At 59.1% G+C, this 16,309-nt stretch carries 16 protein-coding genes and 1 tRNA gene; 8 read left to right on the top strand and 9 right to left on the bottom strand.

The window, feature by feature from the left end; translation table 11 throughout:
* Window positions 1-158 precede the first annotated feature (158 nt).
* Window positions 159-734, top strand: coding sequence for a hypothetical protein (locus tag RPE78_RS05555; protein WP_406721448.1), 576 nt, complete (start codon window positions 159-161; stop codon window positions 732-734).
* Window positions 735-1,066: 332 nt separating this feature from the next.
* On the opposite strand, the gene RPE78_RS05550 is transcribed toward RPE78_RS05555, so the two are convergent.
* From RPE78_RS05550 to RPE78_RS05520, 7 genes are all read right to left on the bottom strand, one after another.
* The gene (locus RPE78_RS05550; protein ID WP_259811783.1) at window positions 1,067-1,369 is read right to left on the bottom strand and encodes a hypothetical protein; all 303 of its coding nucleotides are present in this window, start codon (window positions 1,367-1,369) and stop codon (window positions 1,067-1,069) included.
* 16 nt (window positions 1,370-1,385) lie between these two features.
* Entirely contained in the window at window positions 1,386-2,936 is a 1,551-nt protein-coding gene (locus RPE78_RS05545; RefSeq protein ID WP_406721447.1) for a mobilization relaxase, read from the bottom strand.
* Window positions 2,930-3,358, bottom strand: coding sequence for a plasmid mobilization protein (locus RPE78_RS05540; RefSeq protein ID WP_406721446.1), 429 nt, complete (start codon window positions 3,356-3,358; stop codon window positions 2,930-2,932). The genes RPE78_RS05545 and RPE78_RS05540 overlap by 7 nt, the downstream gene beginning before the upstream one ends.
* Window positions 3,359-3,402: 44 nt before the next feature.
* Window positions 3,403-4,251, bottom strand: a complete 849-nt coding sequence (locus tag RPE78_RS05535) for a hypothetical protein (RefSeq protein WP_406721445.1) — start codon at window positions 4,249-4,251, stop codon at window positions 3,403-3,405.
* Between the two features lie 184 nt (window positions 4,252-4,435).
* Window positions 4,436-4,735 carry a hypothetical protein gene (locus RPE78_RS05530; protein WP_406721444.1) on the bottom strand — a complete coding sequence of 100 codons (300 nt, stop codon included), beginning with the start codon at window positions 4,733-4,735 and terminating at the stop codon, window positions 4,436-4,438.
* 58 nt (window positions 4,736-4,793) lie between these two features.
* The gene (locus RPE78_RS05525) at window positions 4,794-7,583 is read right to left on the bottom strand and encodes a bifunctional aconitate hydratase 2/2-methylisocitrate dehydratase (protein WP_406721443.1); all 2,790 of its coding nucleotides are present in this window, start codon (window positions 7,581-7,583) and stop codon (window positions 4,794-4,796) included.
* Between the two features lie 330 nt (window positions 7,584-7,913).
* Window positions 7,914-7,989 (bottom strand) — tRNA-Lys (locus RPE78_RS05520).
* A gap of 185 nt (window positions 7,990-8,174) precedes the next feature.
* Here RPE78_RS05520 and dapF point away from each other — a divergent pair.
* The 4 genes from dapF (at window position 8,175) to RPE78_RS05500 (ending at window position 12,944) form a co-directional block, all read left to right on the top strand.
* Window positions 8,175-8,969: a diaminopimelate epimerase gene (dapF, locus tag RPE78_RS05515; RefSeq protein ID WP_406721442.1), complete on the top strand. Its 795-nt coding sequence runs from the start codon at window positions 8,175-8,177 to the stop codon at window positions 8,967-8,969.
* Window positions 8,966-10,219 carry a tRNA (N(6)-L-threonylcarbamoyladenosine(37)-C(2))-methylthiotransferase MtaB gene (gene mtaB / locus RPE78_RS05510; RefSeq protein WP_339108490.1) on the top strand — a complete coding sequence of 418 codons (1,254 nt, stop codon included), beginning with the start codon at window positions 8,966-8,968 and terminating at the stop codon, window positions 10,217-10,219. Before dapF ends, mtaB begins: the two co-directional genes overlap by 4 nt.
* A gap of 203 nt (window positions 10,220-10,422) precedes the next feature.
* Window positions 10,423-12,072, top strand: a complete 1,650-nt coding sequence (locus RPE78_RS05505; protein WP_406721441.1) for a tetratricopeptide repeat protein — start codon at window positions 10,423-10,425, stop codon at window positions 12,070-12,072.
* Window positions 12,069-12,944: a 4-(cytidine 5'-diphospho)-2-C-methyl-D-erythritol kinase gene (locus RPE78_RS05500; protein ID WP_406721440.1), complete on the top strand. Its 876-nt coding sequence runs from the start codon at window positions 12,069-12,071 to the stop codon at window positions 12,942-12,944. Before RPE78_RS05505 ends, RPE78_RS05500 begins: the two co-directional genes overlap by 4 nt.
* A 10-nt stretch (window positions 12,945-12,954) precedes the next feature.
* On the opposite strand, the gene RPE78_RS05495 is transcribed toward RPE78_RS05500, so the two are convergent.
* A complete protein-coding gene (locus RPE78_RS05495) occupies window positions 12,955-13,956 on the bottom strand; it encodes a polyprenyl synthetase family protein (RefSeq protein ID WP_406721439.1) in 1,002 nt (333 codons plus the stop codon).
* A 63-nt stretch (window positions 13,957-14,019) separates the two neighbouring features.
* Here RPE78_RS05495 and RPE78_RS05490 point away from each other — a divergent pair, with 63 nt between their 5' ends.
* The 3 genes from RPE78_RS05490 to RPE78_RS05480 all read left to right on the top strand — a co-directional run bounded on the left by RPE78_RS05490 (window position 14,020) and on the right by RPE78_RS05480 (window position 15,278).
* Window positions 14,020-14,232 carry a DUF2007 domain-containing protein gene (locus tag RPE78_RS05490; protein WP_339108486.1) on the top strand — a complete coding sequence of 71 codons (213 nt, stop codon included), beginning with the start codon at window positions 14,020-14,022 and terminating at the stop codon, window positions 14,230-14,232.
* A complete protein-coding gene (locus RPE78_RS05485; RefSeq protein ID WP_339108485.1) occupies window positions 14,232-14,987 on the top strand; it encodes a methyltransferase in 756 nt (251 codons plus the stop codon). Before RPE78_RS05490 ends, RPE78_RS05485 begins: the two co-directional genes overlap by 1 nt.
* A gap of 123 nt (window positions 14,988-15,110) precedes the next feature.
* Window positions 15,111-15,278 (top strand): YdcH family protein, encoded by a 168-nt coding sequence (locus RPE78_RS05480; RefSeq protein WP_339108484.1) that lies wholly within the window; start codon window positions 15,111-15,113, stop codon window positions 15,276-15,278.
* Between the two features lie 294 nt (window positions 15,279-15,572).
* Here RPE78_RS05480 and phbB read toward each other — a convergent pair whose 3' ends face one another.
* Window positions 15,573-16,295 (bottom strand): acetoacetyl-CoA reductase, encoded by a 723-nt coding sequence (phbB, locus tag RPE78_RS05475; RefSeq protein ID WP_339108483.1) that lies wholly within the window; start codon window positions 16,293-16,295, stop codon window positions 15,573-15,575.
* Window positions 16,296-16,309 lie beyond the last annotated feature (14 nt).

Genomic DNA, 16,309 nt, shown 5'->3' with positions numbered 1-16,309 from the left:
CCTGTATATAGCGCCTGTTTATCGCTCATGTGAACGCAGAGCGAACCTGCAATATCAGGCCACCGCACAAGTACCCTTATGACCAAATTCTGCGAATTCCACATCTACTGTTTTCGGGCGCAGGTAGCCACCGAAGCCAAGCGTCTTGGGGCCAACATATGACTCGGCATCTTGTGGCGGCTGACGGCACCCTGACCGATACCAGCGGCGCGGCAATAACGCCGCAGGTAATCGACAGCACCCGCCTGCATGTCGCTCACCTCGCGCCACATATATTGACGGTCGATTTGCCCAAGGGCGACCGCGTTAATATTCTTGTCGAATATTCCTGCCATTGCTGGACCAGAACATTTGACACCGCAGAGCACGCGGGCCAGATACAAATCATGGACGGCATACGCCCTCGCGTATTTTGCCCGCATCGGTTTGCGGCCTCAAAAGATCTGGCAGAACTGCTTGGAATCCTGCCGCAGAACCGCCTTTACCTTACGCCATCAGATCGGAACTATGGCACATATAACGCCACGATGATGTTGGATGACGGAACAGCCTACACCGCCTTTTTCACTCTTCGCCCCCACAAGGGAAGATTCGACGGCATCCGGCATAAACTGCGCCTGTTTGTCGAAAGCGCCCATCATCGCCCACAGCCAGAAAACGGCCAGAAGGTGAAAATTGCAGTCGTCATTGGCCAGGCGCTCAAAGGCAAAAAAGTCAAATATTTCAGGCGCTAGAACGACCGAAGGAGCCACCTTTTCAGGCAACTCCTTGGCTATCTCGACGCTCTCTTCGGCCTAGGCCTTATCCACTATTCCAGTTGGACAACTTGCGTTGCGGAAGGAACCTCACAGTCGATCTGGTGTCCTTATGGGGAAGAATATAGGCTTAAATGCGTTACCTGTCAATTAACGCCGCGCTCTCGACTTCCCAGTTTTAACGCTTTGCGCATAGACAAGAAATCAAAAGGCGGGTCATAGCTGGCCTAATATTCGGACGGTTAGACCATCCCTTTACTGCCCTCCGCATAGCCACCCGGAGTTAACTTTTCTACCTTTCATGGCACAAGTCATGGGTGTGGTGGCTGCGCCTCCGACATAACCATCTGCCCCACCTCCAGATCTTTGGCGTTCAGACCCAATTCTCGAATGATGTATTCGCCGCCTCTGCCGCTGATGCTTCGACAATACCCGTTGCCTTCCTCGTCAATGAACAGACAGCGGATGTTGCTGTAGTCCCCCCAAACACCGGCAAGGGCCATCAACGGAACGCCTTCAGGCAAACATGCCACCTTTTCAAACGTTCGGTAATCGATGCCATAGTCGCGGGACTGCCGGTAGGACATGGTGAAGTGATCAAAGGGTAAACTCATCTATTTTCCTTTCGTTTCAAAGGCCATGACTATGGCCACGTTCGCATTCATTCAGTTCTCGCTCAGCCGCTGTTCGGCGTGTTTCGCTAATTTCAAGCTGGCCTCTAAGCCCTCTTGAAGCGTCTCGTAGGTCTGTTCCTCTCTCAGCAAGTCGGCCAATGTGGCGACCGACAAGAGATGCGATTTCATCAGCAGCGCCACGCAATGCGCCAACCCATTCACTTTGCTCTCGATCCCGTTCGTCGAGCGTGCTTCCAAGGCGCGCAATTCCTGCGCTGAGGTTTCGCAGGCCGTCACCAACCGCTCGACGGATGCGAGCAAATCGCGTTCCAAGGCTGTCAGGGGTGTCGTCATTTACTGCCCCCCGATTTCGATGCAGATGATCGGTGTTCCCGCCATCGTGCAGGTTTTCAACTCGGTCTGATCTGGATCCAACGTCAGCCAGATCTGCCCCTCCTGTTCGATCCGCGTCAGGCCCAGATCGGTCAGCTCCGACGGCGTCATAAGCCCCATCCAGAGCCAGCTCACCGCCATGGTCGAGGCGATCCACGTCATGATCAGCCCTGCGATCACGCAAGGCGATATCGTCAGCCAACGCCGGATCGTCTCGCTCCGCCTCTGCAATTCGCTCCTGCTGTCGCTCAGAAAATAGAGGATATCGGTCTCGATTGTATTCAGCGCGCTTGTCGCAATGGCGCTGAAATCGGCCCTGAAGCTCTCCAACTGAGAATTCATCAAGGCGGCATGTTCCTGCCGGATCAAGTCCAGATCTGCGTTCAGTTTCTCGCTCAGCCGGGGTGGCTTGCCAGTTTTCATTGAAAATTTCTCCTTTCAGCCGCCAGCGTTCGCCGGTGTCCGGGTCTTTGGCGGTGATGTAATTTTTACTGGCGCGGGGAATGTCGAAGCCCGCATCCGCCAAGGCATCGACCATGCTGGCGCGGTCGGTGATGGTGCCGATGCTGATCTGATCAAGGATCCAGTCATGCAACTCATCCCGCCCCTGTGCGCGGGTCGGTGCCTCAGCCACCACCTGCACCTCTTGGGCGCGTTCCAGATCCATCGGATCAGCCCAACCGTGGGTCTTGTTCATCAAATCACGCAGGCTGTCATAAGCGTCCTGATAACCGGGCGGCGCGATATTCAGACTGTTGCCCGTGGTCAGCTCCAATCGGGGTGTGCAGAAATGCAGCTCAACGCGATCTTCGTGGGTATGGCGGACCCAGAGCATATCATATTGCTCAGGGTCCATCCCGGCGAAGGACAGCCTCTCAAAAGCATCCATGACTTCGACCTGCTGGGCCTCGGTCGGGGCGTCCTCAATGGCGAAACTGATGACGCCCGCGCGATAGGTCCATTGGTTGTTACTGGCGTCAATCAGTGCCTCGGTGCGATCAGGGTTGCCCTGCAACACCTCGGGCAGTGGATCACGCGTAACTGTCTGCGGTTGGCCCTTGTCATCGCGGATCAAGTCGCGGTTGGCATCATAGGCCAGCACCTCTTCCGCGATCAGATAGCCGACAGGGCCAGCCCCCGCTCCTTTGCCGTTGGGAAAGAACTTGATCAGCATTGCCGCACCTCATCGAGGATCTGGGCAAGCTGGCGTTCGATCACCACGAGCTGACGTGCGAGGGCCAGCGTATCGAGGTCGATCCGCCCAGCCAGCAACGCCCGGTTCGTAGCCCGAGCGATCTGATTGAGGTTGCCGCCGATCCGACCGACTGCCAGCGTCAGGGCCGGATCGACGCGAGGCATTGGCTTGTGGCGGCGCGCCTCCGTCAGGCCAAGCGCCTCACGCAAGAGGGTCGCAGCCGGAACGCCAGCCGCCTCGGCCTTGGCGCGCAACTCAGCCTTTTCCGCGGCGCTGCACCGAAAGACAAATGTCTCGGTCAGGGCCGCTTTGGCGTGGGGCTTGCCCCCGCCGGTGGGGTTCGAAGGGGAGGCTTGCCACCCCTCGCAAGGTCCCGTGGCAAATGCGCCAGCGTATGACATGGGTCGCCTTGCTCTTTGCACTGAAGACGGTTCTGTTTTCCCCATCAGCCAAGCCCCGCAGCCTGAATTTGCAACGGCGTCACCAGTTCAGCAGCCAAAAGCGCCGTGATCTGGCTGGGCGAAATATGCCGACAAAGCGGGCTGCGATCTGTGATCCAAACCGCCAGCCCCTTCAACGCCTCAGCCTCTTTGGCTTTCGCAGCCTCACGCTGAATCTGGGCATCGCGGACATACCGCTGCCAACGATCAGAGCTGAGCCAGTTGTCCGAAAAGCACACCTTGGAACGGGTGAAGCCCGCGCTTTCACTGGCATAAGCCAGAACGGCCTCAATCAGATCGGCGGCGGTGATGCCAGTCCTCAGGATCTCCCGGATCGCCAACAGGCAATCCCCTTTGCGGCGGATGCGATCTTCGGGATATGCCGCCAAGATTTTCTCTGCTTCATCATCCGCCGCCGACCCGCGCGAAGAATATGGATTAATATTTGGTTTATATCTGTTCTTATAGGATTTGCCCTCAGGGGCAGACGGCTTGCCCTCAGGGGCAAATGCATCATTTTCCCGTTTGGTCCGCTTGATCTGCCCATTTGGGCAAATGCAATCGCCCAACGCATACCAGCACGTTCGATCATAACGGTCATCGCTGAAATTTCCCTTCAGGATCAGCTCTGATTTGATCAGCTTATCCAGAGCTGTGCGGATCTGTTTTTCAGTCAGATAGGGGAACAACTCGGCAAAGGCTGAGATTGAGTTGTAGGTCCAATAGCGCCCATCTCGCAAATTGCGCCGATTGGCTTGGTTCTTCTCAATCCAGAAGGTGATGTTCTGGAAAATCACAGCCGCATTCAGCCCGACCAACGCGGCAATGTCAGGGTCAAAACTATGGCGGCTCATCGAGCGCCCCAAACCGGCGTCAAAACCGCAAGAATGCCCCCAGTTTTGCCGGTATCATGTTCACCGATAGTTCTGGATTTGTCTTGATACCTTTTTCGGCCTAACAGTTTGTTTAATAATGATAAAATATTGGATTGCAAATCCGTGTACAGGAGTTCGATTCTCCTACTCGCCTCCAACAAAATCAGTGACTTGCGTCATTGCTCTTCTTCCTCTCCTGATTTTTTGAAACAAGCTTTGAAACATTCGTGTTCTGTGCCTGTTCTGTCCATGCTCGATTCCGTGCCTCTTGGGCTTTCATCGCGAGAACCTTTTGACGCTCTTGCCCGCCATACTTTTTCAGCATCTCGACGCCTGAGTGCCCGGTGATGGCCTTGCGCGAGCCTTCCAGCGCCATCTGCCGCAGCGCGTCCAGATCCGGATAGCAGCGGTGGCACTCGGCCTCATCGTGTAGAATGGCTGTCTTGCCGTTGTAGCGCATCAAAAAAGGGCGAGACTTTTGTCTCGCCCTTTTGGTATTTCTAGGCCTCTTGGCCGAAAGCTTAGAAGTGGACCGACTTCGTATCAGCCGGTTTTTCCAGCGGCGGAGCGAATTTGGTCAGGTCGATGCCCTCGACGGCTTTCTTGTATTCGTCAAGGCTCGGGGTGCGGCCAAGGATGGCCGACAGAACCACGACGGGGGTCGAGGCCAGCAGCGACTCGCCTTTCTTCTCGGCGGTGTCTTCCACAACGCGGCCTTGGAACAGGCGGGTCGAGGTCGCCAGAACGGTGTCACCTTTCGCGGCTTTCTCCTGGTTGCCCATGCAGAGGTTACAGCCGGGGCGCTCGAGATACATGATGTTTTCGTACTCTTTGCGCGCCTGCGATTTCGGGAAGAGATCGTCGAACTCGAAGCCCGAGTATTTCTGCAAGATGTCCCAATCACCTTCGGCTTTCAGCTCGTCGATGATGTTATAGGTCGGTGCAGCCACAACCAGAGGCGCTTTGAATTCGACCTTGCCGGCCTCTTTCTCGAGGTTTTTCAGCATCTGGGCCACGATCTTCATGTCGCCTTTATGCACCATGCAGGAGCCGACAAAGCCCAGATCCACCTTCTTGTCGCCGCCGTAATAGGACACGGGGCGGATGGTGTCATGGGTGTAGCGACGCGAGACATCGGCGTTATTCACGTCGGGGTCCGCGATCATCGGCTCGTCGATCAGGTCCAGATCCACGACGACTTCGGCGAAATATTTCGCATTGGCATCGGGTTTCAGCGCGGGCTTCTCGCCCGATTTGATCTCGGCGATACGCTTGTCGGCTTTGTCGATCAGGCATTGCAGGGTCTTGGCTTCGTTATCCATGCCCTTGTTGATCATCACCTGAATACGCGATTTCGCCAGTTCCAGCGACCCGATCAGCACATCATCATTCGAGATACAGATCGAGGCTTTCGCCTTCATCTCTGCGGTCCAGTCGGTGAAGGTGAAGGCTTGGTCCGCCAGCAGCGTGCCGATATGCACTTCGATGATACGGCCTTGGAAGACGTTATCGCCGAATTGCTGGAGCATCTGCGCTTGGGTCGCGTGAACCACATCGCGGAAGTCCATATAGTCCTTCATCTGGCCCTTGAAGGTCACCTTGACCGATTCAGGGATCGGCATGGTGGCTTCACCGGTGGCCAGTGCCAGAGCAACGGTGCCCGAGTCCGCACCGAAGGCCACGCCTTTGGACATACGGGTGTGGCTGTCGCCGCCGACGATGATATCCCAGTCGCTGACGGTGATGTCGTTCAGCACCTTGTGGATAACGTCGGTCATGGCGTGGTATTCGCCTTTGGGGTCACGCGCGGTGACAACGCCGAAGTTGTTCATGAAGGACATGAGCTTCGGAATATTGGCTTGCGCTTTCTTGTCCCAGACCGAGGCGGTGTGGCAGCCCGACTGATAGGCGCCATCCACGGTGGGCGAGATCACGGTCGCAGCCATGGATTCCAGCTCTTGCGCGGTCATCAGGCCGGTGGTGTCTTGCGAGCCGACGATATTGACCTTCACGCGCACGTCCGAACCGGCATGCAGGGTCTTGCCCTTTTCCACACCCACGGCATTGGCATTGAAGATTTTTTCCACAGCCGTCAGGCCCTGACCCTCGATCGAGACTTCTTTCGAAGGCGCGAAGACCGGCGCTGCCTCAACGCCCAGCGTTTCCGCCGCGAACGTTTGCAGTTTCTTCCCGAAGACCACAGCATAAGAGCTGCCCGCCTTCATGAATTCGACCTTCGACGGCGTGAAGGCCGAGGCGACATCCGCCAGAACCTGACCGTCTTCGCTCAGCAGCTTCTTCGCTTTGGTGTCGATTTTCAGCACGGTGCCGGTGGCGACCGAGTATTTCTGTTCCAGAACCGGATTGCCTTCTTCATTCAGAACCGGCTTGCCATCGGCATCGACCTTCTTGACCCAGTTTTTCAGGTCCAGACCGATCCCGCCAGTCACGCCAACGGTGGTCAGGAAGATCGGCGAGATGCCGTTGGTGCCCGCAACAACCGGCGCATAGTTCACGAAGGGAACATAGGGCGAGGTCGGCTTGCCGGTCCAGAGCGCCACGTTATTGACGCCCGACATACGCGAGGAGCCCACACCCATGGTGCCTTTTTCCGCGATCAGCATGACGCGCTTGTCGGGGTGCTGGGCTTTCAGCGCCTCGATTTCTTTCTGGGCCTCTTCCGAGATCATGCATTTGCCGTGCAGCTCGCGGTCCGAGCGCGAGTGCGCCTGGTTGCCCGGCGACAGAAGGTCGGTCGAGATATCGCCTTCGGCGGCGATATAGGTGACCAGTTTCACCTCGTCTTCCACATCGGGAAGCTTGGTGAAAAATTCGGCCTTGGCATAGCTTTCCAGCACATCCTTGGCGACGGTGTTGCCCGCCTTATAGGCATCGGCCAGACGCGCCATATCGGCATCATACAGGAAGACCTGCGTTTTCAGGACTTCGCCCGCTTTGGCGGCAATCGCTGCATCCTCGCCAAGCGCGAGATCCAGCAGCACTTCCATCGACGGGCCGCCCTTCATATGCGACAGCAGTTCGAACGCGAAATCGGGGGTGATCTCGGCAACGACGGCCTCGCCCAGAATGATTTCCTTCAGGAACTTCGCCTTCACGCCCGCCGCCGAAGTCGTGCCCGGCAGGGTGTTATAGATGAAGAACTTCAGCGAATCCTCGCGATAGGCGTTGCCTTCGTCTTTGATCTGCTCGATCAGCTCTGCCACCAGCGCGCCATCATCGATGGGCTTGGGGTGCAGGCCTTCGCCCTTACGGGTTTCGATCTCGGTTAGGTAGTCTGTGTACAAGCTCATGACGGTCCCTAGATGTCGCTATCGTTTCACGCTTGCACGCCGGCCGCCAAACACCCGCCGAGTCGCCACAAGCCTTTAGTATGCCGATGTATACCAAGCGCATTGCAGTTACAAGACAGCAGTTCCCGCGATTTGCGCTTGGCGTCGAGGGGGGATGTGTCGGCCACTATGCTGCTGCAAATAGGCGGTACCGCCGCCTTGGATAACTGTCGCAGATCCTCCCGAAGTAGCGAAGGATTTTTTTACCGATTTCAGGAGAATAAAAAGCAAAAGCGCCAATCGATCTATCGAAAGGCGCCTAACTTCTGTCGTTCGTCAAATTAAGGAAAGTGGTGAGCCGTGCAGGATTCGAACCTGCGACCCACTGATTAAAAGTCAGTTGCTCTACCAACTGAGCTAACGGCCCACTTTCTTTCGTTTCCAACCGGTTCGCTGTGTGCTTCCCTGCTGGTGTGGGCGCCTTCTACGGCTCTGTGCGGGGGGCGTCAACAGCGAAATTCAAAAAAAATGAGATCTCTGGAAAAAAGTTTTCGGGGGGCGTATATCGCGCTCATGAAAAACGCGTCTTTACCCCTGTCTGGATTGGCCTTCATGAAAATGCATGGCCTTGGAAACGATTTCGTCGTGATTGACGCCCGTGACGGGGTCGATCCGGTGACACCTGCTTTGGCCGAGGCCTTGGCAGACCGGCACCGTGGTGTCGGTTTCGATCAGCTCGCTTTGATCGGCCCCTCGCAAGAGGCCGATTTCCATCTGAAATTCTACAATTCGGATGGCTCGCTTTCGGGGGCGTGTGGCAATGCCTCGCGCTGTGTCTCGGACTGGATGATGGGTCAGCTTGGCAAGGACCATGTGCGCTTCACCACCGATCGTGGCCAGCTTGAGGCGAAGCGCGCCGCGAATGGGATGGTCTCGGTCAATATGGGGGCGCCGATTCTGGAGGCGCGTTTGATTCCCTTTGACGGCGATCCTAAGGCGACGGGAATCGATGGTGATCCGGTGGCCGTGGGCATGGGCAACCCGCATTGCATCTTCTTTGTCGAGGATGCCGAGAAGGTCGCGCTGGAAAGCTGGGGCGCCGAGATCGAGCATCACCCGTCCTTCCCCGAGCGCACCAATGTCGAGTTTGCCTCTGTCACGGCCCCCGATCATCTGCGCATGCGGGTGTGGGAGCGTGGCGCGGGCGTGACGCTGGCTTGTGGCTCTGGCACCTGCGCGACCGCCGTGGCGGCGCATCTGCGCGGCCTCACGGGGCGGCGGGTGACGGTGGATGTGGACGGCGGTCGGCTTGAGATCGACTGGCGCGAGGATGGCGTCTGGATGACCGGCCCCACGGCCTTTGTGTTCCGCGCGGAACTGACCTCTGATTTTCTGGGTGCTCTATGAAACCGCCAGTTTTTGCCACGCTTGGTTGCCGTCTGAACGCTTATGAAAGCGAGGCGATGAAGGAACTCGCCGCCGCCGCTGGCGTCGAGGGGGCTGTTGTGGTGAATACCTGCGCGGTGACGGCAGAGGCCGTGCGCAAGGCCAAGCAGGAGATCCGCCGATTGGCCCGCGAGAACCCCGATGCGCCGATCATCGTGACCGGCTGCGCCGCGCAGACCGAACCCGAGACTTTTGCGGGCATGGCCGAGGTCACCAAGGTGATCGGCAACCACGAAAAAATGCTGCCCGAGACATGGGCACAGATGCGCGTCCCTAATCTGATTGGCGAGACCGAAAAGGTTCAGGTGGATGACATCATGTCGGTCAAAGAGACCGCAGGCCATCTGATTGACGGTTTTGGCCGCCACCGCGCCTATGTGCAGGTGCAGAACGGCTGTGACCACCGCTGCACCTTCTGCATCATCCCCTATGGCCGTGGCAATTCGCGCTCTGTTCCGGCGGGGGTGGTGGTCGAGCAGATCAAGCGTCTGCGCGACCGTGGCTTCAACGAGGTGGTGCTGACCGGCGTCGATCTGACCTCTTGGGGGGCGGATCTGCCGGGCGAGCCGCGCTTGGGGGATCTGGTGATGCGTATCCTCAAGCTGGTGCCGGATCTGCCGCGCCTGCGGATTTCCTCGATTGATTCCATCGAAGCCGATGAAAACCTGATGCTGGCCATCGCGACCGAGCCGCGCCTGATGCCGCATCTGCATCTGTCCTTGCAGGCGGGCGATGATATGGTGCTCAAGCGCATGAAGCGGCGCCACCTGCGCGATGATGCCATCGCGTTCTGCGAAGAGGCGCGCAAGCTGCGGCCCGGTATCGTCTTTGGGGCCGATATCATTGCGGGTTTCCCGACCGAGACCGAAGAGATGTTCCAGAACTCTCTGAAACTGGTGGATGAGTGCGGGCTGACCTTTCTGCATGTCTTCCCCTATTCGGCGCGCAAGGGCACGCCTGCCGCGCGTATGCCTGCGGTGAATGGCAAGGCCATCAAGGACCGTGCCCGCCGTCTGCGTGAGGCCGGAGACCGTGCGCTTGAGGCGCATCTTGCATGTCAGGTCGGCTCCGATCTGGTGATCCTGACCGAAGGGCCGCAGGCAGGCCGCACCGAGACCTTCACCGAGGTGCATTTCGACACAGACCAGCCCGAAGGCACGATCCTGACGGCGAAAATCCGTGGTCACGACGGAAAACGCCTGCTGGTCTGACCGCGACGCCGCGCCAGAAAGGCCCCACGCGGTCAAGAAAGCGTGTTTTTCCGTAGCCATAGCTCGGGCGGCCCTCAGCCTGCATTGCCTCCGGCATGCGCTATCGCTAGGGTCGCCTAGACATCAGAGAGGACATATCCATGCCGTTTCGATTGACGCCGGTTTGCGCGTTGGCCCTTTCATTCGCCGCAGTCCAGGCGCCAATGGTTTCCGCGCAGCCCGCAGGGGCGTATCTGGCGGCGCGCGCTGCGACGGGTGATCATGATTACCAGCAGGCGACGGCTTATTACGGCCAGCTTCTTCAGGCAGGCGTCGTGGATATGGGCGTGGCGGAATCGGCCATGACGGCGCAGATCGTCCTTGGCAATTACGACAAGGCGGCGGCCATTGCCGAACAGATCGCGGCCAGCGACGCGCAGGCCGCCGATAGCCAGCCTGTCTTTCTTGTCCGTCTGGCCAATGCCGTGGGCGAGGGCAAATATGACGAAGCGATGAAGCTGGTCAACGGGACGGAAAATATCGGCCCGCTTTTCACGCAGCTTTACCGCGCATGGGTCTATGTCGGCCAAGGCAATATGAGCGATGCGTTCAAGGCCTTCGATCAGGTGGCCAAGATGCCGGGGCTGCAGGGCTTTGCCGATTATCACAAGGCACTTGCGATGGCGCAGGTTGGGGATTTCGAGAGTGCCGAGAAAATTCTCTCGGGCGGGGCGGCGGACGCGATCCATGCCACGCGGCGTGGTGTGATGGCCCATGTCGAAGTGCTGTCCAACCTTGATCGCGATGCCGATGCGGTCGCGCTTCTCAAGGACGTGTTCGGGGAGTCGCTCGATCCGCAGCTTGCACAGTTGCGCAAACGTCTGGAGGCAGGGGAAACCGTGCCCTTCGATGTGGCCAACACGGCGCGCGAAGGTGTGGGCGAGCTGTATTATTCGGTGGGGGCGGCGCTGGCGGGCGGAGATGTCTCTGATACGATTCCGCTTGTCCATGCCCGCATCGCCCAATGGCTCAATCCTAAAAATGTCGATGCAACCTTGTTGGCCGCTTCTATTCTGGATCAGCAAGACCAGCATGATCTTGCCATCGCGACCTATGATGAAGTGCCCGCCGATAGCACGGTCTATTATGCGGCAGAGCTGGGCAAGGCCGAGACCATGATGCGCGCGGATCGCGCCGATGAGGCGATCAAGGTCGTGCAGGGCGTGGCCAAGGACGATCCCGAATTGCCGGGCGTCTGGGTGTCTCTGGGGGACATGCTGCGCCGTGAACAGCGCTTTGCCGAGGCCGCCGATGCCTATCAGCAGGCGCTGTCGCGTCTGCAATCGCCGCAGCCGCGGGACTGGTTCGTGTATTATGCCGCCGGTATTGCCGATGAGCGGTCCGATAAATGGGATCGCGCCGAAGGAGAATTCCGCAAGGCACTGGAGCTGAACCCGGGCCAGCCTTCGGTGCTGAACTATCTTGGCTACTCCTATGTGGAAAAGGGCGAGAACCTTGACGAGGCGCTGAAGATGATCCGGCAGGCGGTCAAGGCATCGCCGGATTCGGGCTATATTATCGACAGTCTGGGCTGGGCGTTGTTCCGTCTGGGGCGCTATGGCGAGGCGGTGAAAGAGATGGAGAAAGCGATCACGCTGGAATCCGTCGATCCGCTGGTCAATGACCATCTGGGCGATGCCTACTGGGCTGTGGGCCGCAAGCGCGAGGCGCAGTTCCAATGGAAGCGCGCGATTGCTTTCGGGCCGGGGGAAGATGTCGATATGGATCGCGTCAAGCGCAAGCTGGAGGTCGGCCTTGATGCCGTGCTGAAGGAAGAGGGCGCACCGCCGCTCAAGGCGCAGCCGGTTCAATGAGCCTCTCGGATATAGCGCCTGCAAAGGTCAACCTGTCGCTTGCGGTGACGGGGCGACGGGCAGATGGCTATCACACGCTTGAAAGCCTTGTGGTCTTTGCAGGCTTCGGGGACCGGCTGACGGTTGAGGCGCATGACAGCTTGGACTTGCAGGTCGATGGCCCCTTTGCCGAAGGGGTGCCGGTGGATGCGCGCAATCTGGTCCTGAAGGCCGCGCATCTGCTACAGCGCGAAACTGGCACGATGCAGGGCGCACGGATCCGGCTGACCAAGACCCTGCCGCATGGTGGCGGGATTGGCGGCGGCTCTTCGGATGCGGCGGTCGCCTTGCGTCTTCTGGCGCGGCTTTGGGATGTGCCTGCGATTACCCCCGAATGCGCGGTTGCGCTTGGGGCCGATGTGCCGGTCTGTATGCAGGCACCCCAGCCGCAAATCATGCGGGGCATTGGCGAGGTGCTGAGCGCGGCTCCCGTACTGCCGGAATGTTGGCTTGTTCTGGTCAATCCGAGGGTCGAAACCCCCACAGGCGCGATGTTTCAGGCTTTGGGGCGTAAGGCCCCTGCACCGTCCGATGTGGCATTAACTGTGCCTTTGGGGATGGGGCACGCGGCATTCGCGCTTTGGCTTGCCGCATATGGCAATGACTTTGCCGATGTGCTGACCGATCCGGCGTCAGCCGTCTATCTGCCTGAAATTACCCAGATCCTGCAGGCGCTTGCCGATCAGGACGGATGTCTGATGCAAAATCTTTCCGGCTCGGGCAGCACCTGCTGGGGCGTCTTTGCCACGCAGCAGGCGGCAGAAGCTGCGGCGCGCCGACTGGCACAGAAAAACGCCGGCTGGTGGGTCCAGCCGGCGCAGATGTTGTCCTGATCGTCGTGCCTTAGCGCACGCGGGCCACCACGTAATCGGCCAGATCGTCCAGCATGTCGCGCAGCGGATGCGCGGGCAGGGCGCTCAGCGCCGCGCGCGCCTGATCCGCCCAGAGGATCGCCGCATCGCGGGTCGCCGCCAGCGTGCCATGTTTCGCCATCAGCGCCATCGCCTGTTCCAGATCGCCGTCCTGCTGGTCGCCCTTCTCGATGACGCGGCTCCAGAAGGCGCGCTCGGTCTGGTCTGCGGCGGCCACCGCTTTGATGACGGGCAGGGTCAGCTTGCGCTCGCGGAAATCATCGCCGGTATTCTTGCCGATGACATCGGTCACCCCGCCGTAATCCAGCAGGTCATCGACCATCTGGAAGGCAATCCCCAACGCATCGCCATAATCGAACAGCGCCTTCTCGGCGGTCTCGTCAGCCTCGGCCAGAACGCCGCCCACTTGGGTTGCTGCCGAAAACAGCGCCGCCGTCTTGCCGCGGATCACTTGCAGATAGGTATCCTCGGTGGTCGAGAGATCCTGCGCGGCGGTCAGCTGGAGCACCTCGCCTTCGGCAATCACCGCAGAGGCGTTCGACAGGATGCCCAGCACGCGCATATTGTCGGGCTCGGTCATCAGCTGGAAGGCGCGGGCGAAAAGGTAATCGCCCACCAGAACGCTGGATTTATTGTCCCACAGCAGGTTCGCGGTCGGGCGGCCACGGCGCTGCGCGCTTTCATCGACCACATCGTCATGCAGCAGCGTTGCGGTGTGGATAAATTCGACGGTCGCCGCCAGATGCACGTGATAGGGGCCGTTATAGCCACAGATGCGCGCGGCGGCCAAGGTCAGCATCGGGCGCAAACGCTTGCCGCCGGCCTCGACCAGATGCGCGGTGACTTCCGGAATGCGCGGCGCATGTTTCGACGCCATTTTCTCGCGGATCAGGGCGTTCACCGCCTCCATGTCGCCGGCCAGAGCCTGCGCAAGCCGGTCATGCGGTTTTACTGCCTTGTCGTCGAGGCTCATGTTCCTTGTCCTTCCCGCTCTCCCCATCTCGACAGGCCAAGGGCCTGAGGCTAATGAGGATGAATGAAAGAGCTTCTGCGCACGACAAATCCCGTGAAATTGGCCTTCGCCAAAGCCCTTCTTACCGGCGAGGGTATAAACAGCTTTGAAATGGACGTCCATATGAGCGTGCTCGAAGGCAGTATAGGGATTTTGCCGCGTCGTCTTATGGTCACGGACGGGGATCTGGCGCGGGCGCGGAGGGTGCTGGACGATAACGAGATCGGGCCGGAGTGATGTTTGCCGCCGAAGACCTGACCTGTGACGATTTTATCGGAGGCGCTTTGCGCATCTATCAGCCGCGCCACGGTTATCGTGCGGCGATGGACCCCGTGCTGCTGGCGGCGGCCTGCGGGGCGCGGGCGGGCGAAAGCGTGCTGGAACTGGGCTGCGGGGCAGGGGTGGCCAGCCTCTGTCTGGGGCGGCGGGTCGAGGGGGTGGCGCTGCACGGGCTGGAGGTGCAGCCCGCCTATGCCGATCTGGCGCGACGCAATGCGCAGGCCAACGGGCTGGCGCTGACGGTGCATGAGGGCGATCTGGCGCAGATGCCCGCTGCGCTGCGGCAGATGAGCTTTGACCATGTCATTGCCAACCCGCCCTATTTTGCGCCGCAGAACGGAACGGCGGCACGGGATGCGGGGCGCGAGACCGCGCAGCGCGAAGATACTCCTCTGGCGGAATGGGTGCGCCAAGGGTTGAAGCGGCTGAAGCCCTCGGGCCATTTGGTGCTGATCCAGAATGCCGACCGTCTGGATGATATCCTTTTTGCGCTGCACGGGCGGGCCGGAGCGATTCGGATTTTGCCGATTGCAGCGCGTCAGGGGCGCGATGCGGGGCGGGTGATTGTCAGCTCACGAAAAGGTGCAAAGACGCCGCTTCGCCTTCTGGCGCCCCTGGTTCTGCATGCACGCGCATATCACGCAGGGGATGCCGAGGACTTGAGCGAAGTTGCGCAGTCTATACTGCGTTTTGGGCAAAACTTGCCGATCTGACTTTAACATTTTTGCAATAATTCGCCGGCCAATCTGAGCGTGACCCTGAGAGCGCGACAAATTCGTGACAGAAACGAAAAAACGTGCTGAACTGTAAGGGCTCATACAGAGAGGAGACTGCCCATGTCGCTTAGTTCGCATATCACCGAACTCCGCAAGAAGCACCAGGCTCTGTCCGCCGAGGTTGAGCGCGCGACGCGAAATCCTGGCTTCCCTGGGCTCGAAATTGCCCAGATGAAGAAGCAGAAACTGCAGATCAAGCAGGAGATCGCGCGTCTCGAGCAGGCGTGACCTCACTGTTGTGGCCCTTTAGGGCCTCAGCGCAGCACCTTTAGCAAGGTTGCGCGGTCTTCATCCGAAGAAGCTGGCCAGCACCGCGCTCCCTAGTCCGGAACATATCCTGAAAGATACGTAGAAACGTATCTGGAATAAAATGATAGCGATCGGCAGAACGTCTTTGCCGGACCGCTCCCCCTGTGTCTGCCTGTCGAGAACGGACGGGTGATCTAGGGAGGTCAAAAAGGAAAGGCCCGCAGATGCGGGCCTTTTTTCGGATCGCGTCATATCTTCGCCGGCCAGAACGCCTTACGAAAGATACTGGCCACCATTGGCCGACAGGGTCGAGCCGGTAATGAAGCCCGCGTCATCCGACGCAAGGAAGACCACCGCACGCGCGATATCCTCCGGCTCCCCCAAGCGACCGACGGGGATCGTGCTGATAATGGCTTCGCGCACTTTCTCCGGCACGGCCATAACCATTTCGGTCGCAACATAGCCCGGGCAGATCACGTTGACGGTGATGTTGTTGCGCGCGCCCTCTTGCGCAAGCGCCTTGGTAAAGCCGATATCGCCTGCTTTCGCTGCCGAATAGTTGGCCTGACCGAATTGTCCCTTCTGACCGTTGATCGACGAGATGTTGATCACGCGACCGAACTTACGTTCGCGCAGACCCGGCCAGAGCGGATGGGTCATGTTGAAGATGCCCGTCAGATTGGTGCCAATGACCTGATCCCACTGATCTTTCGTCATTTTATGGAACGGTGCATCGCGCGTGATACCGGCATTGTTGACCAGCACTTCCACGGGGCCAAGGTCCGCCTCGACTTTGGCGATCCCTGCTGCGCAGGCATCGTAATCGGCAACCGACCATTTATAGGTCGGGATACCGGTCTCTTCCGTGAACTTCGCGGCGGCCTCGTCGTTACCTGCATAGTTGGCGGCAACCTTATAGCCTGCGGCTTTAAGGGCCTTTGCGATGGCTGCGCCAATTCCGCGCGAACCGCCGGTGACGAGTGCAACTCTGGACATTCTCTTCCTCCTGG

It is taken from the genome of Thioclava litoralis (assembly GCF_045278885.1).
Lineage (GTDB): Bacteria > Pseudomonadota > Alphaproteobacteria > Rhodobacterales > Rhodobacteraceae > Thioclava > Thioclava litoralis.
Note: the sequence above shows the minus strand (reverse complement) of the source record. Positions and strands in the feature narration are given on the sequence as shown.